This window comes from Serratia sp. ME47, from assembly GCF_903970925.1.
Lineage (GTDB): Bacteria > Pseudomonadota > Gammaproteobacteria > Enterobacterales > Enterobacteriaceae > Serratia > Serratia ureilytica.
Genome location: NZ_CAJCKE010000020.1, coordinates 30,613 through 53,025, shown reverse-complemented (window position 1 = coordinate 53,025; position 22,413 = coordinate 30,613). Strand labels below are relative to the sequence as shown.

The window sequence follows — 22,413 nt, the reverse complement described above, 5'->3', positions numbered from 1 at the left end:
GCAGCGTTGCTGCCTCAACCGTCTTTAAGCCCCAGTCTAACATCAACACGGTGCCGCATCCCCCACCGTCGCGAATGGACCAAACTCGCCGTCGAGCGCATGCTCGCCTGCGGCACCTGCCTCATGGGCGTGCGCTGCTACTGCTGTGCCTCACCGGATTGCACCCATGCCCGCTTTTTCTGCCAGACCTGCGAGTCCAAGGCCTGCAGCAGCTGCGGCCTCAAAGGTACCGAGCAGTGGATTGCCGAGCAGCAGCACATCCTGCCCGACTGCGACTGGCAACATAAGAACAGCAGCATGACATAGCCGTGCTACTGTTCTTAGATGAAACCACTTTTAACAATTGTTTCTGGCAAATCCGAGCTGAGCGCCTAAACAAGCCCCAGCACTACCATCCTTCCATGTTCCAGCTTTATTATTGCAGAATAACTTAATTGCCTGACGATAGTCCTCACATTTACTATAGTTAGATGCGTACACATTAATTGGAGCGGCAAGTGATATTATTAAAGCACATAATATTTTTTTCATTTCAGTTCCTATTTAGTTGGGCTAAGATTAAATGAGTCTGTTACTTGTTCAATGTTTGCATTTTGTTACTCTAACATCTTTACTATCTATAAATTTTATTCCAATTCATACGGGTCGTGTAACAACAAGAAATTTTCCTTATCGCACATGAACCAACTCGTGCAATAGTTTTATAACTAAAACGAATGATACTTTAAATCAGCTGGAAATTAATTAATAAAGAATTCACATTTTTCAATACCGATCTAATTCTGAGCTACCCTTGATGGTTAGGAAACCCAATCGACCTTTCTTGAGTTTCCTAACCATGAACGGTAACGTTGCCGTTTAGGCTCCGGCTCCGGCGGTCATGCCGAAAACCGCTGTCCCGTGACGCCGGAAGAGACTACTAGTCGGCGAGGAGGAACGGGTTGTCAGCACCACGCCGGTACTTTTCTGTCCGCCGTTATCGGCGCATAACTACAGGGAGACCGGCAGGCGCGTCGATGTACTGTAGATTCCGACGTGTCCGATCGGCTATTCCGGCGATATCTGATTCCGATATTTTCCGATCACCCATTCCAGTGATGTCCGATCATCCCTTAGCTCATCTCCTGAGCTAGTTTTTAATCTATCTATTCTGTGGTGTCAATATCGATTGAATTCTGACCCACCCCCTTTGAATTACTCGAGCGTTGCTGCTTTAGTTTTCTTCTGAAGTTGTCCGCTTTTCAGCTTATCTTTCAGTCGATAGCTTTGGCCGCTGATTTGGGCGATATGAGCATGGTGAAGCAGCCGATCCAGCATCGCTGCCGTCAGCGTCTCGTCATCACCAAACGATACGGACCACTGCGTAAACGGCAGGTTGCTGATCAGGATCACGCAGCCTGACTCATACCGTTTAACGACTACCTGGAAGAACAGGTTCGCCTCCATTTGACCGAACAGCAGATATCCCACTTCGTGGATGATCAACAGCTTAGGTTTACCTACGACGCGGTTCAGGTAATCCTGACGGTGTGACGCCACCAGTTGCAGCATCATGTCGGCGGCTGTAATGAACCGGATGCTTGAACCCGCCATCGCGCCTTATAGCCAATGGTCGTCGGCAGATGCGTCATGCCGACGCCAGAAGGTCCGAGCAGCACAACATTCTCCTGACGTTCGATGAATGCCAGCTATCTGACGACAATTAATCTGGCCTGTTTGTAATCTGAGATCACAACCTATTCAATCATGGAGATGTTGTGACTTTTACCGACAAACAGGTCATTCTCTATATGAAAAATCGCAACAAAGGGGCGACTCAAGAAGACGCCGCTGCCAGAAGCGGTATCTCTGTCCGTTCAGCCCGCAGGCTCGACGAAGGCCAGCTCCAGCCCATTGGCCATCATCACAGGCGAACACGTAAAGATCCGCTTGAGCAGGTCTGGCAAACCGAGGTGCTGCCGCTGCTTAAACAGCAACCGGCTCTAACGCCGATCACTGTGCTTGAGCATTTGCAGAATTCCCACAGGCCAATACTCCAATTCGCCCCTGCGTACGTTGCAACGTCGCATCAGAACCTGGAGAAGTCAGTATGGTGCCGAGATGGAGGTCATGTTTATCCAGGAACATCAGCCAGGTGCGCGGGCCTTCGTCGATTTCATCGAGCTTGAAGGTATTAACGTTACCATCGCCGGTCAGCTGTTGTCCCATCGCTTGTTCCACTTCCGTCTGCCCTTGAGCCACTGGAGCTTTATGAGCGTTGTTCTCGGCGGTGAAAGCTACAGTGCGCTGGTTGAAGGGATGCAAAATGCCCTGCACCAACTGGCCGGTGTGCCCGTAGAGATCCGCACCGACAGCTTGTCGGCGGCCTGGTGTTCACTGTCAGAGGGGGATCGGACCCAACAGACGGCGCGCTATGCCGCCTTTTGCGAGCACTATGAGGTTGTCCGCCGGAGCCCCAGAAAATTCCGTCACCAGAACTAAAGCCCATATGATTTGCATGACATTGAATAAATTACAGATTATGTGACAAAATCAGCGTCAAAATAGTTGTTTCAATGATTATCACTCAACCGGTCGTATATGTGACAAGTGTAAAATGTTAATTGGTTATATGCGGGTATCAAAAGCAGATGGTTCTCAGGTGAATGATTTACAGCGTGATGCGCTCATCGCTGCCCATCTTTATGAAGACTGGGCATCGGGCAAGCGAGAAGATCGCGCTAGACTTATTACCTGGCTGAATGCCCTACGGCCAGATGACACCCTGATTGTATGGAAACTTGAGCGACTCGGTCGCGACCTTCGTCATCTCATTAATACGGTGCATGACCTTACCGGACGAGGGATAGGCCTGAAGGTACTGACCGGTCACGGAGCGACTATCGATACCACGACAGCTGCCGGCAAGCTTGTTTTTGGGATCTTTGCCGCACTGGCCGAGTTTGAGCGCGAACTGATTGCAGAGCGAACGACTGCAGGCCTGGCCTCAGCAAGAGCCCGCGGGAGAAACGGCGGACGGCCTTATAAAATGACGCCAATAAAATTAAGACTGGCACTGGCATCAACGGGGCGGCCAGAGACGAAAGTCAGTACGTTATGCCAGGAGCTGGGGATAACCTGGCAAACGCTGTACCGCCACATATCCCCAAATGGTCAACTGCGCGCTGACGGCATAAAGCTGCTCAACTGGGGATAATTTTGGCGGACGGAAAAATCTGGGGTTCCGGCGTAGGTGTGCCACGAATGCACCCGGTGGCAAATAAGGGGGCAATGCTGTGCGAGAGATGAGGGTCGGCTCCTCGGAGGCGGCGTCCAGACGCAGCCTTCAAACTACCCTGAGCTGCTGCCGTTAAGAGCGGTGGTGGTGAGCGTCAGGGAAAAGGCGCAGTCAGATGCGTCATGTATGTGTTGTGAAGATGAACGAGAGTGAACTGTAGATGCAGTGTCGAAAGGAACAAGATGATGTCAAAAACGCGCTTTCTAAGCGATGCGTGATAAGTCCAGCGGTTATCTGGTTACTGGCTGGTCGGCATCCGGCATATAGATAGACAGCATGAGCACAACACAGGCTCTGGCATGGAACTTGGGAACCTGTCGTCCTGATGCGAAGGGAGCGGCGTCGAGCAGAAACCCTGCAAGCGCCTAAGTACCAATGCGGGGCACAGGAGCAGATGGTTCCGTAGTAGTGATGAAGCGCCTGTAATGGGCGTGGAGCGAAGGGAGCCAGTCGTTGGGGCTGTATTACAGGTCAACCGCGCAAGCGGGAGGAGCCTGTGAGCCAGTCCAAACCGTTTGCGTTATCCAGACAGGCTGTTTGGAGCGCGTACAAGAAGGTAAAAGCTGCCGGAATCGATGGCCAGTCGATTGAGGAATTTGATAAGAACCTTGTGGGGAACCTATACAAAATCTGGAATCGAATAGCCTCGGGCAGTTATATGCCGTCAGCAGTTCGGCGTGTTGAGATACCAAAGGCAACGGGTGGAGCGAGACCGCTGGGGATACCTACGGTCGCGGATCGCATCGCGCAGATAGTGGTCAAAAACATGCTGGAGCCGATTCTGGAGCCACTATTCCACGATGACTCCTATGGCTACCGTCCGCACAAATCTGCGCACGATGCCCTGAAGCGAGCCCGGCAGTGATGCTGGCGCACTGACTTGGTGCTGGATGTAGATATCAAAGGGTTCTTCGATAACATCGATCATGAACTCCTGATGAAAGCGGTGCGCAAGCACACGGATTGTAAGTGGGTGTTGCTCTACATTGAGCGATGGCTGACCGCTTCGGTACACATGCCGGATGGGACGGTGCAGATAAGGGATAAAGGTACGCCGCAAGGGGCGTCATTAGACCGTTGTTGGCAAATCTGTTCCTGCACTATGCATTCGACATGTGGATAAAACGGGAATTTCCTGTCGTCCGATTTGAGCGATACGCTGATGATATTGTCATCCACTGCAAGAGCCATGCGCAGGCAATAATGTTGCGCGACAGGCTCAGAGCGCGCCTGGGTGAATGTAAGCTGGAAATGAGTCCGGGCAAGACGAAAGTCGTCTACTGCAAGGACAGGGAAAGAACGGGGGCATATCCTGAAATCAGCTTCGACTTTCTGGGCTATACATTCAGGCTAAGAAAGTCATTATCGAAAGAGGGAGAGCTGTCGGTGAATTTCCTGCCAGCTATAAGCGCCAGAGCTGCGAAGGCAATCCGGCAGACGGTACGGGGCTGGGATCTGAGTCACAAAACCCCGTTGTCTCTGGAGTAATGGCACGCTGGCTCAATCCCATGTTACGAGGCTGGATTAAGTACTATGGGCGCTTTTATCGGTCAGCGATGGACTGTATAGCCAGTCATATAGATCTGCACCTTGCGAAATGGGTCGCCCGCAAATATAAGCGGGTACACGGTAGCCTGGCTCAGGCATATGAATGGTTGAGAAGGATACAGAGCGCTAAGCCTTGCCTGTTTGCACACTGGGAAATTTGTACGCGGCGTGAACGGTCAACGACAAGAGCCGGATGACGGGAGACTGCCACGTCCGGTTCCGTGGGAGCGCAGGGGGAAAGTTCCCTTGCGCGACCCGATAACCCCTAAGATAATTAGCAGTAAACGTGATGGTGTTGCTGAAATTTGTCTGGTTATTGAAGATTTGGAAATTCAGGAAAATAAAGATAGCGATTAAACTTAACCCTCGTCAATATAACTATCGGGCCTTTTTTCTTGAATGCAGCTTTTAAGCTAAGAGTGCTATCGTGAAAATATATGTCGTTGCTTTAGTAATAACTTTAATACTAACCTCTTGTATGTCACCGCAGGAGCAGTTAGATCTTGACCGAAGAACGTGTCTTTCCTACGGATACGGAGATAGTTCAGAAACACTGGCAGGCTGTATTAAGAGTTTGCAAATGCAAAGAAAAAATATAACAATAAGCTTTTTATTAATAAGTCAAGATTTTTGGATAAAAATAGCTAAATAAACTTTAAGATAAAAAAGCTCGATAATATTCAAAATCTGCCAGGTGTTGCAAGTGAAAGTTACTCTGCTTTCGTTTTGCGGCTTATCATCTTACATATGTACCACCATACTGACATGTTTAAGAGATTCTTCTTAAGTAGTAAGGTTTAGGTGAGATAAATATTATATTTGATTTTTCTTTTTGCTCTCATTATATTGGTTGTGACATTTTTATAGTTGGCGGGTCCAAATTGAGAATTGAAAAAAAGAGAAAGTACCTTACTGAAGATGAAGTAAGGCAGGTAATAATGGCATCTAAAATTAGCAAGCATGCTGTGAGGAATGAGTGCTTGATTCAACTGTGCTTTCTTCATGGTTTTCGCGTTAGTGAGATAGTGAAGTTGAAATTATCGGATGTAAATCTCTGTCGTGGTATTATTCATGTTGAGCGATTGAAAGGCGGTCTGTCCACAACTCAACCCCTGCTTGAATGTGAAAAAAAAATCATTGAAATATGGCTTGGGATAAGGAAACAGCTCAACGGGAGTGACTCTAAATGGTTGTTTATATCACAAAAAGGTAAAGCACTGTCACGACAGCAGATATACAATATAATAAAGAGGTGTGGTATTCTCGCCGGTTTAAATTTTCCGCTTCATCCGCACATGTTGAGGCACTCATGTGGTTTTGCTCTTGCTAACACAGGGGCTGATACACGCCTTATACAAGATTATCTTGGACACAGGAATATACAACATACAGTCCTGTATACTGCCAGTAACTCAGGCCGTTTCTCTGGTGTTTGGGACATGAGTTTATATTTGAAATAATTTAAACTACAAATCTTTATCCGGTTTTTGAAAAAAAACTTGTTAAACTTGTCTGCCTAAAATGTCAATAAACTTCTGCATCATAATTGACGTGATGCTACTCGTCAGCTTTCGACTCGATAGCCAGCGCATCTAGGTGCGCTGACATACAAAGTGCAAATCACCAACTGTTTAATTTAAAATTCAAGTATGATAATACTAATTTCAATCATTTTAGTCTATCGACATTTTTTATCACTCTCTAGTTTTCATATTATAAATTTCGATTATGAATATCTATTATCTAGATTCATGCTGATATACTGCAGAACCTATAAATTTTGAAAAACGCTCACACCATATCTGAACTGGACTGCCCCCACGACGAGGCCTGTTCAAAGGCCTCCGGACTGACGCCGCCGAGGTGGCTATGACGCCGAGCCCTGTTGTAGAACACTTAAATGTAATCGAAGATATCTGCCCGAGCCAGATCCCGAGTTTTGTATATTCTCTTCCTGATGCGTTCTTTTTCAGTGAACTGAAGAACGATTCGGCCACCGCATTATTCCAACAGTTGCCACGCCGGCTCATACTGGGTGCTAGGTTATTGGCCCGACAAAACCGTTGCCAGTCGTCGCTGCCGTACTGGTTGCCCTAGTCTGAGTGCACGATGACCTCGCTGTCCGGTTTACGTCGCCAGACCGCTATCATCAGCGCATCCAGTGCCAGTTCGCGTGAGAGGGTCGGCTTCATCGACCACCCCACCACGTTACGGGCAAAGAGGTCGATAACCACCGCCAGATAAAACCATCCCTGCCAGGTCCGGAGTAGAGTAAGAGGCAAGGCGTAGTCGGACTATTTCCCTGCCTCTCCTCTCCGAACCGGACGTGCACCTTTCAGCGCATCCGGCTTTCCATTTAAACGCTGGCGAACGCCATTGCCACTTCAGTAAAACGCGATGTGTATGTGTTTTTGGCTTCCGTCCTCAGATAGGGATTACCTTCAGGCAGACGCCAGCGGAACAGCTTCTTGCCTTGCCCCACCAACCGTTACAGCGCTTCACCGCTGAGCTTGCCGTGGTTGGTTTTACCAAATAAAACCCACGTTTTGCTCTGACTCGGTTTTGGTGATTTACACCACCACCTCATCAGGGAAGCGATTCCTGTATGGTATTTGCGGGCCAGCCAGTGAGCCAGCTTCCAGAACGCGACACGGTCGATATAACGGAATACTTAGGCCTTAAAATCAACGAACTGATAGAACATGGCCCATCCTTTCAGTTTCCGGTTGAGCATTTCAACCATATCGACTTTGCTTTCACTGTAATTGCCTGATAACAGTGCCGTCAGCGAGGCTGCGAAGTTTCTAGCCTTCTCCTTCGGGATCGTCGAGACCACCCGCAGATCGCCGTAACGACTGCGTTTGCGGATGATCCGGTGGCCCAGAAAGATAAAACCGTCATTGATGTCAGCGCCAGTGATATAAGTCCCTAAAGGGGGGGCGGGCGATTTCCTGGACTCTCAGGAGAGAAACAATATTTACCGAAGCAGAACGGATCCGCGCAATTGGGCTTTACTTTAAATACGGCAAAAAACTGGCTCCCGTGGTTCGTGAGCTGGGATACCCCTCTAAAAGAAATCTGCGACGTTGGATCCGTTTATGGGAAGCGAGTGGCGGTACTACAGAAACCATACGCCGTAAGCCATGTTACTCAGATGTGCAAAAGCAGACTGCTGTTGAACATTATCTTAACCATGGTTGCTGCCTAGCATTTACCACCAGGGCTCTCGGTTATCCCTGCTGTGATGTACTGGCTCGCTGGGTTAACGAACTTCACCCCGACAGACGGCTTTCCTTCACCAGTACGATCAATCAGAATTTGCCCTTTGAACCAAAGTTGAAACGTCAGGCAGTTATGGCGCTCTGTACACGACGCGTATCTGCCGGTGAAATCGCCAGAAATATTGGTGTCAGTCGCACGGTATTGTATAAATGGAAAGATGAAATCATAGGCAACGGGGCTTACCAGGCCATGCGCAAACACAATGCATCCTCCCCTGAGGATGAGCGGGATGAGCTGCGGGAGGAAATTGCCCGACTTAATCAGGAAATACAGCGTCAGCAGATGGAGCTGGATATCCTGAAACAAGCGAAGGAAATCACAAAAAAAGACCCGGGCATCAGCGTCAGCACTCTGACAAACAGGGAAAAAACAAAGATCGTTGATGCCCTGAGAGAAACGTATCCTCTGGCAGAACTGCTGAGTGTCTTGGCACTGGCACGTAGCAGTTATTTTTATCACCGGGCGGCTCTGCGTTCGGGGGATAAATACGTGACTGTTCGCGCCACAATGGCAGAGATATTTAACGGCAATTACCGTTGTTATGGCTATCGTCGCCTGCATGCGATGCTCAAGCAGGAAGGTCTGCGGCTCTCTGAAAAGATGGTGCGCAGGCTGATGGTGGAAGAGCAGCTTGTTGTCAGTCGTTCCCGTCGCCGACGCTACAGCTCGTACTGCGGAGAAATAGGCCCCGCGCCCGACAATCTTCTCGCCAGAGATTTTAAAGCGACGCTGCCTAATCAAAAATGGCTGACGGATATCACGGAGTTCCAGCTTCCGGCCGGTAAAGTGTGGTTGTCGCCAGTGGTAGACTGCTTCGATGGCAAAGTTGTGAGCTGGTCGCTCAGTACACGCCCAGATGCAGAGCTGGCGAATACGATGCTGGAAAGTGCGATCGGCACTTTAAACGCAGGCGACCGTCCGGCCATCCACAGTGACAGAGGCGGGCATTACCGCTGGCCGGGATGGCTGGCGCGGGTGAATGCGGCAGGTCTTATCCGCTAGATGTCCCGCAAGCGATGTTCACCGGATAATGCGGCGTGCGAAGGGTTCTTCGGTCTGCTGAAAACTGAAATGTATTACGGTCGTGAGTGGTCAAACGTGACGTAGGAAAACTTTATGCAGCATGTGGATGCTTACATCCGATGGTATAACGATCGACGTATTAAACTGTCTCTGAGCGCAGTCAACCCGGAAGTGAATCGGCGACAACTTGGAATCACAGAGTAAATCAGTCCAGGAAATCGTCCGCACCCCAAACGGTCAAAGATCGTGGCGTTGACATTGATATGGGTGATTCTGTTCTTGTCCATGTTCAGCCTGAGGTTCAGACTGTCTTCAAGCACGCCCCGGCACTCCTCCCTGATGGCTTCTGCCTGTGCTTTGGTGCCTTTGAAGATAAGAACAAAATCATCGGCATAGCGGCAGTAAGCCACCGCGGGTTTCGATTGCCAGTTTTCTCTGACAGCAGAACTTCGGCCTCGCTGGATACTGTTATTCCAGTACCATCTATCCTTTCGGGCTTTACCGCACAGATAGCGTTTATGCAGATACTGATCGAACTCATTGAGCATGATATTCGACAGCAGCGGCGATATTACGCCTCCTTGCGGCACGCTTTCACTGGCCGCCCGAAAGAGACCGACATCAACATGCCCGGCCTTGATGGTTTTCCACAACAGGCTCATAAAGCGTGTGTTACTGATCCTGCGGCACACGGCCTTCATCAGCAGTCGATGATGTACGGTGTCGAAGTAACTGGACAGGTTGCCTTCGAACACCCATCGGCCCCGTGTTTCCCCACAATCGGTGAGCTGTAATTTCACCGTGCGGATCGCGTGGTGGACACTGCGTTCAGGCCGGAAGCCATAGGAGAGTGTATGAAAATCACTCCCCCATATCGGCTCCATCGCCATCAGCATAGCCCGCTGAAAAATACGATCCCGCAACGCGGGGATACCCAGTGGTCGCGGTTTGCCGTTGCTTTTAGGGATGTAAACCCGTCTGGCGTGCAAGGGCTGGTAGTGATCTGAGAGTAATTCATCTCTGAGGATTTGCAGCTCAGCAGCCAGTCTGGCCTGTAGCATTGTTTTGTTCACGCCATCAACGCCGGGGGTATGCGCCCCCTTTGATGACAGAGTGATCCGTGCCGCTTCAGCCAGCCATACAGGTTGTGTTATCAGGCGCAGCAGCCGTTCAATCCGTCGGGAGGGATCGGTGGCTGCCCATGTGGCAAGCTTGCGTTGCATTTCGCTGATTATCAAAGGTCTTCACCCCGTTAGGTCAGTTAATTCACGTCGCAAACACATTTAAATTGCTTCCCTTTGCCATGTAATGGACTTTCCCCATCGCGGACTACTACGGAAGCTCCGCCAGCCAGTGCGTCATCGGAGCCATACCTCCTTAACATCCGTCGCTGACCTTCCCCTGTTTACCTGCCTGGACACAGACATACTGAGAAGGCTGCCCGTCGCACTCTTTATCCTTGCTTGCCGCAAGTTGGCAAAGCCAGCAACGCGAGAGTGATAGGCGCTGCTGTCCCGGTGTTTCGCATACATACCAAAACACCTTCGACCGGTAGTGCTTACGTATCACTGCCAGTGACTCCTGCACGACCTGTCAGATCACGTAGGCCGTGGTGACATTTTCGACCCATAGAGGCGGATTAACGGGTTCATGTTCTTCAGCCTTTCAGTACTTAACCTTGAGGAGCATCTTGGCTTAGTGATCTCGCCTCAATCCCCGTTGTCAGCGGGTTACATCACCCTGCGGGACTGCCGCTCAGGTTCTCCACCGTTACACTCGGTGGGATTGTTGGGCTCCTGATCGTGAGTTACCGGTTCAATATTCCAGACAGACTCGTGGTTCATTTGAGCATCCATGCTCACCCTGAACTCCGGGCACACTATAAGTGATGTCGGTGACCCAGACCTGATTGGCCCGAACAACGGTAAACTGCCGCTGTACGCGATTAGGAGCTATCACTGAAGGTCGGCCGGCGATAAGGCGTGGCGCTTTATAGTCGCGTACAGCTTTGATCCGGTTCAGTTGCATAATACGACCCTCCCGGTTTTTACCGCAGGTTTCCCTATTTCGTTCAGATCGCCATGAACTCGCCGGTAACCGTATACGCCTCCACTCAGCGAATATGAGTCGCGGATAAGTATCAGCAGACGCTGGTTATCTTTATCACGCGCCGAGACCGGGTTGCGCAGCCACGCATAGAACCCGGCCCGGGCGACATTCAGTACCCGACACATCGTCATCAAATCCCATACAGTGCGGTGCTCATTGATAAAGCGGTATTTCAGTCGGGCTCCCTTGCAAAGTACCGCGCGGCCTTTTTCAGGATATCCCGTTCTTCTTCGGTACGTTTTAGCTGTGCCCGTAGTTTCAGGATCTCGCTTTTGGCTTCCAGTAAATCCCGGGCATGCTGTTCGCTGTTATCAGGCTTGATAGCCCGTAGCCACTTGTAGAGGCTGTGCGCAGAAACGCCCAGACGGTCGGATACTTCGGCAACGGAATAACCGCGTTCTGTTATCTGACGGACGGCTTCTTCCTTAAATTCAGGTGTAAATCGTGGTGTGCCCATATGCTCCCCCTATGCTCAAACTATAGGGCAGGATCGTCTACCGGGGTGGGGTTAGTCCAACTATAAGGCAGAATCGTCTACCGGAGTGGGGTCAGTCCAAACTATAGGGCAGGATCGTCTACCGGGGTGGGGTCAGTCCAGATATTAAACTTCAATTTAAACAACACATTATCTTGTTAACGTACGTTTTCGTTCCATTGGCCCTCAAACCCCTTAAAAGTTAGTGTCAAGAGAAATGTGCTTTCTTCCACACTCCATCGTTCTTTCGCATTCTCTGACAAAAAAGATAACGGCTATAACTCCATTCCTGATTATCGTGTGACTTAGCGCGTTGGCTGGCTATCAACCAGTATTCAGCAGCAACTCCCCATTCTTTAGCCAACTCCAGCTGAGCTGCTTTTTCAGACACATTGTTGAAACTCTCAGTATATTTCTTAGTTTCCGTTGAACACATTTCATGATCCCTTTGAGAATATGTTGTAACCACGCTTAGCTCACCCAATATGTTTGTAACAGAGGATGGTTTAAGTGAGCTGTTGTGTTTTTTCAAGGAGCAAGATTCTTATCTTGCTCCAGGTTAATTTTGCTAAGTGATTTTAGGCGTGTTTTCTAGATGATTTCGCGCCAAGGCGTCCCGTGAATCCACTGATAATGGCGCCAATTACCAACGCGATGAAAGTCCAGAAAGCAGATTTAGCCAGCGCAGATGCTGCTGCTGCTGCCTGTTCCAGGGCTTTTTGTTTAAATTCATCATATTGTTGTTTGGCGTCCTCGATTTTCTTTTGGACATCTTCGAATTTCTGATTCAGCAGGTTATCGGCTGATTCTTTTGCTTCGATGATATTATCTACGGCCTTGTTAATTTCATCTTGTGTCATATCAGAATTATCAGCCAAGGCTTTTGTTAATGTGTTGCGATCGACATCTTTAGTGATGGATTTGCCTCGTTCCTGCAATTTATCCATAACATTCTTAATGATGGCATCTGCGTCCTTGGGTTGAGTAGCCAATTGTTTAACCGCTGAGGCGATGTCTTCTTTGGCTCCATTAAGTTGCTGCTGCACAAACTCCGGCTGCAAGGAAGGAATTTTACTCTTGCGCAGTGCCTCCTTCACATTAGCTTGAAGTTTTTGAGGTTCGACATTGGTATCGATATCCAGACCCTCAAATATCTTACCCCCCAGATTACCCGCTTCCTGAATGCCGCTTCCTGCGATAGAGCCGGCTCCGGAGAGAATGCTGCCAGATGCAGAGGCCAGTGAGCCGATGGCGCTGCCGGTAGCTTTAACTGCGCTACCCACCAACATTGCGCCTAGTATGCTGGTAATAATCAACGATGTGGCCCAGACGAGGAAACCATGAATGAAGCCATCATTAGCGGCCAGTCGGCCTGCAACAAAAGCCCCAGCAGCCAGGCTGACGATAATGGACCCACCTGTCCAAAACAGCATGGTCATGCTCGCCCCATTATCGGCATCCTCACCGAGAGGGTCTACAATAGCCAGTCCAAGACTGGTGCCGAGAATCGACAACATCAATGAAATGGACATGACGGTTAATACACCGCCGACGATGCTGCCCCACGATACCTTTTTGGTGACCATTACGTCTTGAGTCAGTTCCATGTTTTGATACCTATGATACTTGAGTTATGAAAATAAAGGCCGCGATAACGGCCTTAGAAAAACGCGCAATTATTAAGAGGTAACAGACTTATTTTCTGCCCAGCAGGAAACCTAAAACGAGACCCGCCAGACCTGCGACAATTGCTGCCCCTGCAGGATTAGATTCAACTTGTTCCTTGACGGCGTCCGCAGCATCTTGCAGAGCCCCACTTCCCTGAGCTGCGTATTTTTTTGCAGCGCCTTTCGCCTGGTGTTCTGCAGAGCCCGTCAACTCCCCCAATTTCTCCTGAGCAGCACCAGAAAATTCTTTGGCCTTGTTTTCTGCTTTTTCGAACATGATATTTCCTTATTGTTGATGGTTGAACGTAACGTATTTTTATCTTCTAGATAACGTGTTTTTGATCAGTCTTGAAGCGCTCCAGATACCCAAGACTCGCCTGGGCCAGAAATAAAAGCGCGATGGTTTTTTTCTAATTGCTTTTACCATGACGATACCTGCGCCCAAGGCGATGAATGCTCTCATGCGAAAGAGCACATCCCAACCACGATCAAACTTTTCGGTGCCGGTCAGAAGTTGATCTGTACAATGTGATAAACTTGATCGCTGCGCATTGATACGCTCTATTAATCTGTTTTTCTTTGACACGCGTTCCTGGTACTTACTCATCGCTTGCTCCCAGTATTTGCAGGTCGTTCTTCAATTGCTCTCGGGTGTTATGCAGCAAGGATGCGCTGCGGATTTTTAGCAGAACCCACACCCCGGATACCACTGCAAGTAGGAACAGCGCAGCTGTTGTCCAGGCGAAAGCAATGAATCTCATTTCAGGACCGATCGACCAAAATAAAAGTACCAGACCACTAAGTATAGCGAACAAGGTGAATAACAAACAAAGACTGCTTAGTACGAAGAGTTTTACAATGTTTGCCTTTTCTTCTTCGAGTTCAACTATCGCCAGTTCCAGCCGCGTTTGGCAGATTGAAACAAGAGTCCTGATCGCTTTTTTAGCGGTGCTTATCACATTCTGCGTTGGCCCATTTCTGTAATGATGTTGCATAATGATATCCTTTTCATGACTTAATCTGAACACGACGTGAACGCATACCTCTTTTAAAGTATGGCGCAGCCAGGCAAAACTTTCTTTATACGATGTAAACCTGATATGACGCAAGTTTCTTATTGATCACGGAAAAATAAGTGTGATCATGACTACAGAAGGTTTAGTTTAAAAAATCTGAATGTAAATTTTCTTGCGCGCATTCCTTTCGCCTGAGAGAATGGATCTCATAACAATAATCTTATTTGATGGTAGCGATTTTTTACACGCGGCATATTCCCAGGAGTCATTCTTTTGAAAAAAAGAAAGTATTTAACACAAGATGAAATAGATCGGTTGCTTGAAGCTTCACGCAGGGGAAATTTTCCCAAGCGAGATGAGTGCTTTATTCAAATGTGCTTCATCCATGGTTTCAGAGTCAGTGAGCTCTGTCATTTAAAATTCTCTGATATCAATCTCACCGATAAAGTCGTACATGTAAACAGGTTAAAAAACGGCCTTAAGACAACACACCCTCTGCTTGTATCAGAGTTAAAACTTCTCAATGCCTGGCTTAATGAGCGCGCAACGTGGCGAGGCTGCGAATCCCCCTGGATTTTTCTCTCGCAAAAAGGAGGGCCACTTTCTCGCCAGCAAGTACACAAGATGTTAAAAAAATTCGGCATCTTGGCAAGTATCGCTGTTTCACTCAATCCTCATATGCTGAGACATTCTTGCGGTTACGCACTAGCGAATAGAGGAACAGACACTCGGCTGATCCAGGATTATCTGGGGCACAGAAATATTCAACATACGGTGTTGTACACGTCAAGTAATCATGTTCGGTTTGCAGAAGTTTGGCAAAATGGAGTGGGAATAAACAAGTCAATTTGAACCAAACTGTAAATAGTCTTATCCATAATTTGAGCCAAGTCAATTCTTCTTGCATTCTTTTTGTTCGCAGAACATCAACATATCTTAGTCCGCTTATCAGATATCTATAGCAGATTAATCTGAGAACACACTATCAAAGACGCTTAGTGATCATTCTGCCACGAGCGTCCCCCTCGACATACCCCTCATTCAGATAGTTAAATTAACTAATAAAATTGATTTTTAAAGTAAAAAAAACCAATAAACAACAGACCTATAGCCTAAAGAACCAAAAGAGACAAATTGGTTCATTTTGACCACTTTTTTTGTCATTTCGTGCTCGCGTTAACGCAAGCAGAATCCAGGCAAAAAGAATAAATCAACATGTGAATCAAATTGTTAAGCCAAATTCTGGCCTTTACCAAGACATGGAGTTTTGAACTTATGCATAAGATCCGTCTTATCAACACCTTGATTGCCGCCTCTCTGATGACTGTCGGCCTTGCTCACGCAGCAACTACTACCGTTAACGGTGGTACCGTTCACTTTAAAGGTGAAGTTGTTAACGCTGCTTGCGCCGTTGATGCTGAATCAGTAGATCGAATCGTCCGACTGGGGCAGGTTAAAACCTCAAAGCTCAGCGAAGCTGGAAAAACTAGTGACGCTGTAGGTTTCAATATTCAGCTGAACGATTGTGATACTACTGTTGCAACCAAAGCGGCCATTGCATTCTCTGGTGTAGCTGTCAATGCTGAGAATCCAACTGCTCTGGCTCTGGAAAGCTCATCTGCAGGCAGTGCTACCAACGTGGGTGTGCAGGTGCTGGACAGTGAAGGCAAAGCGCTGGCATTCGACGGCGAGACCTACAGTACTGCCGCTACCCTGATCAATGGTACTAACACTCTGCCATTCCAGGCGCGTTACATTGCCACTGGTGCTGCCACCCCTGGTACTGCCAACGCGAACGCCAACTTTAAAGTTCAGTACCAGTAACACCGGTCTGCAAGGATGCTTAATCAGGCCAGGAAGGCCTGTTTTCAGCTATCAAAGAGGGAATAAGCGATGCTCAAAACCAGACTGGGACTCTGCCTGCTTTTCATTGCTCCCCTGACTATCGCCGGCAACAAGTCGAACGTCACGCTTCCTGAAGGACAGATGCGCTTTCAGGGGGAGCTCATCGCTGAAGCCTGTACGGTTGAGGCGGGTGACAGGCAACTGGTTGTTCGCATGGGTCAGGTCAGCAGCAACCTCTTTAAAGACACAGAGGGTGATATTGATCCGGTGTCATTCAGTTTGCATCTCCAGGATTGTAATCCCAATGTCAGTGAACGCGTCGGTATCGTCTTTCATGGCGTAGCAGATGGCAAAAACCCTGATGTTCTGTCGGTTGGCGAAGGCGAGGGAATCGCCTCTGGTGTCGGTATTGCGTTGTTCGATGAACAGGGGCAACTCATACCCATTAATTCAGAACCTCAGTCTTGGAAACCGTTGACCAAAGGAACGGGTATCTTGCAATTTGTTGCCAAATACCGGGCAACCGGCAATACGGTTATCGGTGGTGCTGCTAATGCCCAGGCTTGGTTCTCTTTGACATACCAATAAAACATTCGTTTTCGCGTATGACACTTTTATCTCGGGAGAGATAAGCACGCGCAAAGGTTAAAACGGCGGTTATCCGCCCCAAGAGGTTAACGTGATTAAAATGAAAACGACCGGAAACGTCATGGGTTCACTGCTGGCTTTGGCAGTCGTATTTTGTACTCCGCGAGCCGAAGCGGGCGTGGCTCTTGGGGCAACACGCGTTATTTATCCGGCACAGCAGAAACAGGTCACCTTGGGTGTGAACAACAATAATGAGAAAGACACCTTTCTTATTCAATCCTGGGTCGAGAACGATGATGGTCAAAAAGAAGGCCGGTTCGTAATAACTCCGCCGTTGTTCCTCATGCAGGGAAAAAAAGAAAATACGCTGCGAATTATTGATGCTACCAATAACGCCTTGCCTAAAGACCGCGAAAGTCTTTTCTGGATCAACGTCAAAGCCATTCCTTCTCTGGACAAGGCAAGACAGCAAGAAAATACGCTTCAACTGGCGATAACGAGCCGAATCAAATTGTTGTATCGCCCACAAAATCTCAGTATGGCCCCTGATCAGGCCCCCGGAAAACTGACGTTTAAACGCGATGCGAACACACTGGTACTGAATAATCCAACACCCTATTTTCTGACCGTCACCGAATTGAATGCCGGCACACGTTCTTTAGCCAATGTCATGGTCCCGCCTATGGGGGCGGCAACGGTGAAACTGCCGGGCGATGCCGGCAGTGTAATTACATATCGCACGATTAATGATTACGGTGCGCTCACGTCTGTGATGAAAGGCACCTTGCAGTAACGGTCTGAGTCATTCACTAAAACAATGGATTCAACAACGCAGGTAACGCAGCACCGGCATTGACGACGGCGTGCGGTAGCGACAAGTCACCTGGTTTATGGAGCAGGCACGGATAAAATGAAAAAATACCACATCCGGGAACGGGCGCTAAACAAAGCAATGCTTACGCCGCTGGCATTGCTCTTGGTGGCCTCGACATTTTCCGCGCGCGCAGACAACTACTTCAACCCCCGGTTCCTGGCTGACGACCCGGCATCGGTTGCCGATCTCTCCAGTTTCGAAAAGGGGCTTGATGCGCCGCCGGGTACCTATCGTGTCGACATTTACATGAACGAGGGTTACGTGACGACGCGAGACATCACCTTTGATAAGAGTGATGACGGTAGCAAGCTGGAACCGTGTCTCACTCGCTCTCAGCTGGCTTCACTTGGCGTCAATACCTTGACTATTCCAGATATTGCCGTAATGAAGAGCACGGCCTGCGTGCCTTTCACACGGCTTATTGCGGATGCTGCAAGCTCATTCGATGTCGGTCGCCAGCGTCTTTCTATCAGCATTCCTCAGGCTTACATGGGAAATCAGGCGAGAGGGTACATAGCTCCCGAGCTTTGGGATAATGGTATTACGGCCGGTTTGCTCAATTACAACTATACCGGCAGTGAAGTGCGCAGTCACAATGGCGGCACCCGTAATTACTCCTATCTCAATTTGCAAACGGGTCTCAATCTGGGGGCATGGCGCCTGCGGGATAACTCAACCTGGAGTTACAGCAGCGGCACGGGATATAACGAAAATCGCTGGCAACATGTCAATACATGGCTTGAACGTGACATTGTATCCTGGCGCAGCCGGCTGACGATGGGTGATGGCTATACTGCCGGTGATATCTTTGAAGGTATCAACTTCCGCGGCCTTCAGGTTGCCACAGACGATAATATGCTACCCGACAGTCAACGCGGCTTTGCTCCCGTTATACATGGAATAGCACGTGGTACTGCACGCGTATCGGTCAAGCAGAACGGATATGAAATATATCAGACCACGGTACCCGCCGGCGCATTCACTATCGGTGATCTGTATGCGGCAGGAAACAGTGGCGATCTGCAGGTGACGGTGAAAGAGGCGGATGGCTCCGTTCAGGTCTTTACCGTTCCCTTCTCATCCGTTCCAATGTTGCAGCGTGAAGGGCAGGTGAAGTACGCGGTGACTGCAGGGCAGTTCCGCAGTGGTAATGAACAACAAGACAAGCCGAAGTTTTTCCAGGGAACGGCGCTTTGGGGATTACCCGATGGTTGGACGGTCTATGGCGGCACACGTGCCTCAAACGACTATCGTGCCTTTAACCTCGGGGTGGGGAAAAACCTGGGCTACCTCGGGGCGGTATCTTCAGATATTACGCAGGCGAATGCCACCTTGCCTGACGGCAGCAAGCATCAGGGACAATCTCTGCGTTTTCTCTATAACAAATCGCTCAATGAGTTAGGGACCAATTTCCAACTGGTCGGATACCGTTATTCTACCCGGGGCTTCTATTCTCTGGCCGACACCGCGTGGCGACGCATGAGCGGTTACTCCGTGATTAGTGAAGACGGGATCGTGAATATCAAACCAAAGCTGACGGATTATTACAATCTGAACTACAGCAAGCGCGGTCGTTTGCAGGCGACGGTGACGCAACAGGTTGGACGGACATCGACGATATACTTGACAGGCAGTCATCAAAGCTACTGGAATACCAGCCGTTCAGATGAACAGCTGCAGATTGGTTATAACAGCACCATTCAGGATATCAGCTGGAGCCTGAGTTATAGTCTGTCCAAAAATGCCTGGTCCGACGATAAAGACCAACTGCTTGCTTTCAACATTAATATTCCGTTCAGCCACTGGATGCGCTCGGATACCCGGTCAGTATTCCGAAATGCCAATGCCAGTTACAACACGTCGACAGACTTCAAGGGACGTACGACAAATACGGCCGGCCTTTACGGGACGCTGCTGGAAGATAACAACCTGAGTTATAGCGTGCAATCGGGCTATAACAGCGGTGGTAATGGTAACAGCGGCGCAACGGGTAACGCCGCGCTGAATTACCGCGGCGCTTACGGCAACGCCAACGTCGGTTATAGCCACAGCGGTGACTATAAGCAGGTTTACTATGGCGTCAGTGGTGGCGTACTTGCCCACGAAAATGGCATCACCTTCAGCCAGCCCCTAAATGACACCATGGTGCTTATCAAGGCGCCGGGGGCGAAACACGTTTCTGTCGAGAATCAAACAGGGGTACGTACAGATTGGCGCGGTTATGCCGTGCTCCCTTATGCGATGGACTACCGCGAGAATCGGATATCCTTGAACACGAATACATTGGCGAACAACGTCGAACTGGAAGAACCCGTATTAAGCGTCGTTCCTACACGCGGAGCCGTCGTGCGTGCGGACTTCAAGGCCAAAGTCGGGCTGAAGGTTCTTATGACATTGACAAACAACGGCAAGCCAGTCCCGTTCGGCTCTGTAGCCTCTTACGGAGATGGTCAGTCAGGCAGCATCGTGGCAGATGGCGGGCAAGTTTACCTTACCGGCCTTGCGCCAAAAGGTAACGTCAACGTGAAGTGGGGCAATAGCGAAAATGAGCGCTGCACGGCGACGTACAGTTTGCCGGCTGACAGTCAAAACCAGGCTTTGAGCTATGCCTCTGCCATTTGCCGGTGATAAGCAGGAGATGATGACGCAATGAGAAAATACCTTCCAATCCTGTGTTTGTTGCCGTTGGTTGCGGGATATGCCCATGCGGCTGACAGTACTATCACCATCACAGGTTATCTAAAAGACAATGCCTGCTCGGTCTCTGTTGACTCTCAGGATTTTACGGTGGATTTGTTGAGCAATGCGGCCAAGCAATTCAACCGGGTTGGGGCCGTCACGCCATCCATACCTTTCAAGATTGTCTTCGACAAGTGCGGCAGTTCCGCGACGGCAGTTCGCGTGGGGTATGTCGGAACCTCTGACAACGACAACACTACCCTGTTAAAGATTGATGCTGGAACAAACGCCGCAAGCGGTATTGGAGTGCAAATACTGGATCGCGACAAGACTCCGATTCCATTAAATGCGGCTCAGGACTCCCTGAAGTGGACGACATTGACGGCGGGCCAGCCCAATACGTTGGGCTTTTATGCACGCTTAATGGCAACGCGCGCTCCCGTGATGGCAGGAACAGTGACAGCGACGGCCAATTTCACCTTAGAGTTTCAGTAAGGAAGTCTGAAGATGATCATTATCAAGAACATTATGCTGGCGGGGGCGTTGCTTTTTACTACAACAGTTGCCACGCATGCAGCTGACGTGACCATTACGGTCAACGGACGCGTAGTGGCCAAGCCCTGCACCGTATCAACGCCATCGGCGACGGTAGACTTGGGCGACTTGTTTACATTTAATTATATACAGGCCGGCTCGGGCTCAGCCTGGCATCCGGTAACGCTGAGTTTGACCAATTGTCCAATAGGCACTTCGAGAGTCACGGCAACATTCACGGGGACAACGGACAGCACGGGATATTACAAAAACGAGGGTGGGGCAACCAATCTTCAATTGGAACTGCAGGACACCAGTGGCAATAACCTAAACAACGGAAAAACCAAGGCGGTTCAGGTAGATGATTCCACACAGTCAGCGAGTCTGCCATTACAGGTTCGTGCGTTATCAGTTAATGGCAACGCCAAGCAAGGCAGTATTCAGGCCGTAATTAATGTCACATACACTTACGCCTAAATTGAGGAGTCACGTCATGACACTGGTTTCAAAACTAAATAAAGTGTTGAAGAAAAAAGAAGTTGCTGCCCTCGTGGCTTCTGTATGCCTAATGGCATATTCATCTTGCGCTAATGCTTTTGCCTGCAAAGACTCGTCAGGTAGAGTCACCGCTAATCCGAACAATGCTATCTTGGACATATACGCAAACCTGACTCCAGCATTAACGCCTGGACAAGTTCTTGTTGTTGACTTTTCATCTTCGATTGCCTGTAAAAACGACTATCCTAACTCTCGTAATGATAATGTTTCACTGCTTTCCGGTTCTTCGTTCTCTGGTGTTCTGCAAAACTTTAATGGGAGCTTGGATTATTATGGCACTACTTATCCATTCCCTACATCGTCAGAAACTAAAAATCATAATTTTACCAATGGCGGGTTTGTGGGCTGGCAAACAAAGCTGTATCTAACTCCTGTGTCTGAAGCTAGTGGTGTTTTAATAAATGCTGGAGATAAAATTGCAACGCTAGTTATGAGGCAAGTGGGTACAGATAAATCAAACGGTGGTAATAGAAATGAGCATATGTTTACTTGGAATATACATGCCGCTAATACTGTTTTTTTACCAACTGGTGGCTGTGACGTATCATCGCGAAATGTAACTGTAACTTTACCGGATTACCCCGGCACGGCGGCTGTGCCGCTGTCTGTCTATTGCGGTAAAAATCAACAGTTGGCATATTATCTCACAGGTACAACGGCTGATACGGCAAGCACCATATTTACCAATACGTCATCATCCAATCCTGCAACCGGTGTGGGCGTACAGCTGTCTAACCGTAATGGCATTGTAGCTACCAATAAGAATGTCTCTCTCGGTACGGTCGGTACCAGTCCTGTCAGCCTGGGCCTGACGGCTTCCTATGCACGAACCACGGGGCAGGTTGTAGCAGGCAATGTACAGTCTATCATCGGAGTGACGTTCGTTTACGAGTAGTGCCATCTGTTCCACGGTCGGTGAGTTATCCAAATATGTGTTT

20 protein-coding genes and 7 pseudogenes are annotated in these 22,413 nt (G+C 49.0%); 16 read left to right on the top strand and 11 right to left on the bottom strand.

What is annotated here, in order from left to right:
* The first annotated feature begins 6 nt into the window (after positions 1-6).
* Positions 7-306: a transposase zinc-binding domain-containing protein gene (locus tag H7A77_RS18505; RefSeq protein WP_254922263.1), complete on the top strand. Its 300-nt coding sequence runs from the start codon at positions 7-9 to the stop codon at positions 304-306.
* Between the two features lie 30 nt (positions 307-336).
* Here H7A77_RS18505 and H7A77_RS25775 read toward each other — a convergent pair whose 3' ends face one another.
* Complete coding sequence (locus H7A77_RS25775; RefSeq protein WP_141202234.1) at positions 337-531, bottom strand: hypothetical protein; 195 nt, start codon at positions 529-531, stop codon at positions 337-339.
* Positions 532-1,194: 663 nt separating this feature from the next.
* Positions 1,195-1,688: pseudogene (locus tag H7A77_RS18495) on the bottom strand (ATP-binding protein); the annotation flags it as partial.
* Between the two features lie 69 nt (positions 1,689-1,757).
* On the opposite strand from H7A77_RS18495, the pseudogene H7A77_RS25630 reads away from it, so the two are divergent.
* The 6 genes and pseudogenes from H7A77_RS25630 to H7A77_RS18475 form a co-directional block, all read left to right on the top strand.
* Positions 1,758-2,436 (top strand): annotated as a pseudogene (locus tag H7A77_RS25630) (IS21 family transposase); the annotation flags it as partial.
* 160 nt (positions 2,437-2,596) lie between these two features.
* Entirely contained in the window at positions 2,597-3,196 is a 600-nt protein-coding gene (locus H7A77_RS18485) for a recombinase family protein (RefSeq protein WP_094141652.1), read from the top strand.
* Positions 3,197-3,773: 577 nt separating this feature from the next.
* Entirely contained in the window at positions 3,774-4,142 is a 369-nt protein-coding gene (locus H7A77_RS25770) for a reverse transcriptase domain-containing protein (RefSeq protein ID WP_342098771.1), read from the top strand.
* A 212-nt stretch (positions 4,143-4,354) separates the two neighbouring features.
* Entirely contained in the window at positions 4,355-4,765 is a 411-nt protein-coding gene (locus H7A77_RS25765; protein ID WP_342098770.1) for a reverse transcriptase domain-containing protein, read from the top strand.
* Complete coding sequence (locus H7A77_RS25760; protein WP_342098769.1) at positions 4,765-5,022, top strand: group II intron maturase-specific domain-containing protein; 258 nt, start codon at positions 4,765-4,767, stop codon at positions 5,020-5,022. The genes H7A77_RS25765 and H7A77_RS25760 overlap by 1 nt, the downstream gene beginning before the upstream one ends.
* A 684-nt stretch (positions 5,023-5,706) precedes the next feature.
* A complete protein-coding gene (locus H7A77_RS18475) occupies positions 5,707-6,285 on the top strand; it encodes a tyrosine-type DNA invertase (RefSeq protein WP_370528344.1) in 579 nt (192 codons plus the stop codon).
* Between the two features lie 331 nt (positions 6,286-6,616).
* Here the strand turns inward: H7A77_RS18475 and H7A77_RS18470 are convergent.
* Both H7A77_RS18470 and H7A77_RS25625 read right to left on the bottom strand, forming a co-directional pair.
* A pseudogene (locus tag H7A77_RS18470) lies at positions 6,617-7,101 on the bottom strand (IS3 family transposase); the annotation flags it as partial.
* Between the two features lie 80 nt (positions 7,102-7,181).
* Positions 7,182-7,730 (bottom strand): annotated as a pseudogene (locus H7A77_RS25625) (group II intron maturase-specific domain-containing protein); the annotation flags it as partial.
* Positions 7,731-7,798: 68 nt separating this feature from the next.
* On the opposite strand from H7A77_RS25625, the pseudogene H7A77_RS18460 reads away from it, so the two are divergent.
* Positions 7,799-9,334, top strand: a pseudogene (locus H7A77_RS18460) (IS3 family transposase).
* Here H7A77_RS18460 and H7A77_RS18455 read toward each other — a convergent pair.
* The 7 genes and pseudogenes from H7A77_RS18455 to H7A77_RS18425 form a co-directional block, all read right to left on the bottom strand.
* Positions 9,283-10,353: pseudogene (locus H7A77_RS18455) on the bottom strand (reverse transcriptase domain-containing protein); the annotation flags it as partial. The pseudogenes H7A77_RS18460 and H7A77_RS18455 overlap by 52 nt on opposite strands.
* Before the next feature lie 658 nt (positions 10,354-11,011).
* A pseudogene (locus H7A77_RS18450) lies at positions 11,012-11,696 on the bottom strand (IS3 family transposase); the annotation flags it as partial.
* Positions 11,697-11,922: 226 nt separating this feature from the next.
* A complete protein-coding gene (locus H7A77_RS18445) occupies positions 11,923-12,246 on the bottom strand; it encodes an ANR family transcriptional regulator (RefSeq protein WP_141202229.1) in 324 nt (107 codons plus the stop codon).
* Positions 12,247-12,292: 46 nt separating this feature from the next.
* Positions 12,293-13,321: a CAP-Gly protein gene (locus H7A77_RS18440; RefSeq protein WP_094141524.1), complete on the bottom strand. Its 1,029-nt coding sequence runs from the start codon at positions 13,319-13,321 to the stop codon at positions 12,293-12,295.
* Positions 13,322-13,409: 88 nt separating this feature from the next.
* Complete coding sequence (locus tag H7A77_RS18435) at positions 13,410-13,658, bottom strand: CsbD family protein (protein ID WP_089186755.1); 249 nt, start codon at positions 13,656-13,658, stop codon at positions 13,410-13,412.
* Between the two features lie 39 nt (positions 13,659-13,697).
* On the bottom strand, positions 13,698-13,988 hold the full coding sequence (locus H7A77_RS18430) for a YqjK-like family protein (RefSeq protein WP_094141525.1): 291 nt from the start codon (positions 13,986-13,988) through the stop codon (positions 13,698-13,700).
* Positions 13,981-14,376 (bottom strand): phage holin family protein, encoded by a 396-nt coding sequence (locus H7A77_RS18425; protein ID WP_089186757.1) that lies wholly within the window; start codon positions 14,374-14,376, stop codon positions 13,981-13,983. The genes H7A77_RS18430 and H7A77_RS18425 overlap by 8 nt, the downstream gene beginning before the upstream one ends.
* Before the next feature lie 294 nt (positions 14,377-14,670).
* Between H7A77_RS18425 and H7A77_RS18420 the strand changes: the two genes are divergently transcribed.
* The 8 genes from H7A77_RS18420 (at position 14,671) to H7A77_RS18385 (ending at position 22,370) form a co-directional block, all read left to right on the top strand.
* Positions 14,671-15,249 carry a tyrosine-type DNA invertase gene (locus tag H7A77_RS18420; RefSeq protein ID WP_094141526.1) on the top strand — a complete coding sequence of 193 codons (579 nt, stop codon included), beginning with the start codon at positions 14,671-14,673 and terminating at the stop codon, positions 15,247-15,249.
* 423 nt (positions 15,250-15,672) lie between these two features.
* A complete protein-coding gene (fimA, locus tag H7A77_RS18415) occupies positions 15,673-16,221 on the top strand; it encodes a type 1 fimbrial major subunit FimA (RefSeq protein ID WP_094141527.1) in 549 nt (182 codons plus the stop codon).
* Between the two features lie 69 nt (positions 16,222-16,290).
* Positions 16,291-16,830 (top strand): fimbrial protein, encoded by a 540-nt coding sequence (locus H7A77_RS18410; protein WP_094141528.1) that lies wholly within the window; start codon positions 16,291-16,293, stop codon positions 16,828-16,830.
* A gap of 100 nt (positions 16,831-16,930) precedes the next feature.
* Positions 16,931-17,623 (top strand): fimbria/pilus periplasmic chaperone, encoded by a 693-nt coding sequence (locus tag H7A77_RS18405; protein WP_094141529.1) that lies wholly within the window; start codon positions 16,931-16,933, stop codon positions 17,621-17,623.
* Positions 17,624-17,740: 117 nt separating this feature from the next.
* Positions 17,741-20,332, top strand: coding sequence for a fimbrial biogenesis usher protein (locus tag H7A77_RS18400; protein ID WP_094141530.1), 2,592 nt, complete (start codon positions 17,741-17,743; stop codon positions 20,330-20,332).
* A 21-nt stretch (positions 20,333-20,353) separates the two neighbouring features.
* The gene (locus H7A77_RS18395) at positions 20,354-20,878 is read left to right on the top strand and encodes a fimbrial protein (RefSeq protein WP_060441106.1); all 525 of its coding nucleotides are present in this window, start codon (positions 20,354-20,356) and stop codon (positions 20,876-20,878) included.
* Between the two features lie 33 nt (positions 20,879-20,911).
* Positions 20,912-21,394, top strand: coding sequence for a fimbrial protein (locus tag H7A77_RS18390; protein ID WP_254922257.1), 483 nt, complete (start codon positions 20,912-20,914; stop codon positions 21,392-21,394).
* Between the two features lie 16 nt (positions 21,395-21,410).
* Entirely contained in the window at positions 21,411-22,370 is a 960-nt protein-coding gene (locus tag H7A77_RS18385) for a fimbrial protein (RefSeq protein WP_094141532.1), read from the top strand.
* The last annotated feature ends 43 nt before the right edge of the window (positions 22,371-22,413 follow it).

What these genes read in the sequence shown, in the direction of transcription:
- H7A77_RS18440 (WP_094141524.1), bottom strand. Translation starts at nt 13,321, where the DNA reads ATGGAACTGACTCAAGACGTAATGGTCACCAAAAAGGTATCGTGGGGC.
- H7A77_RS18435 (WP_089186755.1), bottom strand. Translation starts at nt 13,658, where the DNA reads ATGTTCGAAAAAGCAGAAAACAAGGCCAAAGAATTTTCTGGTGCTGCT.
- H7A77_RS18400 (WP_094141530.1), top strand. Translation starts at nt 17,741, where the DNA reads ATGAAAAAATACCACATCCGGGAACGGGCGCTAAACAAAGCAATGCTT.
- H7A77_RS25775 (WP_141202234.1), bottom strand. Translation starts at nt 531, where the DNA reads ATGAAAAAAATATTATGTGCTTTAATAATATCACTTGCCGCTCCAATT.
- H7A77_RS18390 (WP_254922257.1), top strand. Translation starts at nt 20,912, where the DNA reads ATGCTGGCGGGGGCGTTGCTTTTTACTACAACAGTTGCCACGCATGCA.
- H7A77_RS18385 (WP_094141532.1), top strand. Translation starts at nt 21,411, where the DNA reads ATGACACTGGTTTCAAAACTAAATAAAGTGTTGAAGAAAAAAGAAGTT.
- fimA (WP_094141527.1), top strand. Translation starts at nt 15,673, where the DNA reads ATGCATAAGATCCGTCTTATCAACACCTTGATTGCCGCCTCTCTGATG.
- H7A77_RS18430 (WP_094141525.1), bottom strand. Translation starts at nt 13,988, where the DNA reads ATGAGTAAGTACCAGGAACGCGTGTCAAAGAAAAACAGATTAATAGAG.
- H7A77_RS18425 (WP_089186757.1), bottom strand. Translation starts at nt 14,376, where the DNA reads ATGCAACATCATTACAGAAATGGGCCAACGCAGAATGTGATAAGCACC.
- H7A77_RS18395 (WP_060441106.1), top strand. Translation starts at nt 20,354, where the DNA reads ATGAGAAAATACCTTCCAATCCTGTGTTTGTTGCCGTTGGTTGCGGGA.
- H7A77_RS18405 (WP_094141529.1), top strand. Translation starts at nt 16,931, where the DNA reads ATGAAAACGACCGGAAACGTCATGGGTTCACTGCTGGCTTTGGCAGTC.
- H7A77_RS18485 (WP_094141652.1), top strand. Translation starts at nt 2,597, where the DNA reads ATGTTAATTGGTTATATGCGGGTATCAAAAGCAGATGGTTCTCAGGTG.
- H7A77_RS18410 (WP_094141528.1), top strand. Translation starts at nt 16,291, where the DNA reads ATGCTCAAAACCAGACTGGGACTCTGCCTGCTTTTCATTGCTCCCCTG.
- H7A77_RS25760 (WP_342098769.1), top strand. Translation starts at nt 4,765, where the DNA reads ATGGCACGCTGGCTCAATCCCATGTTACGAGGCTGGATTAAGTACTAT.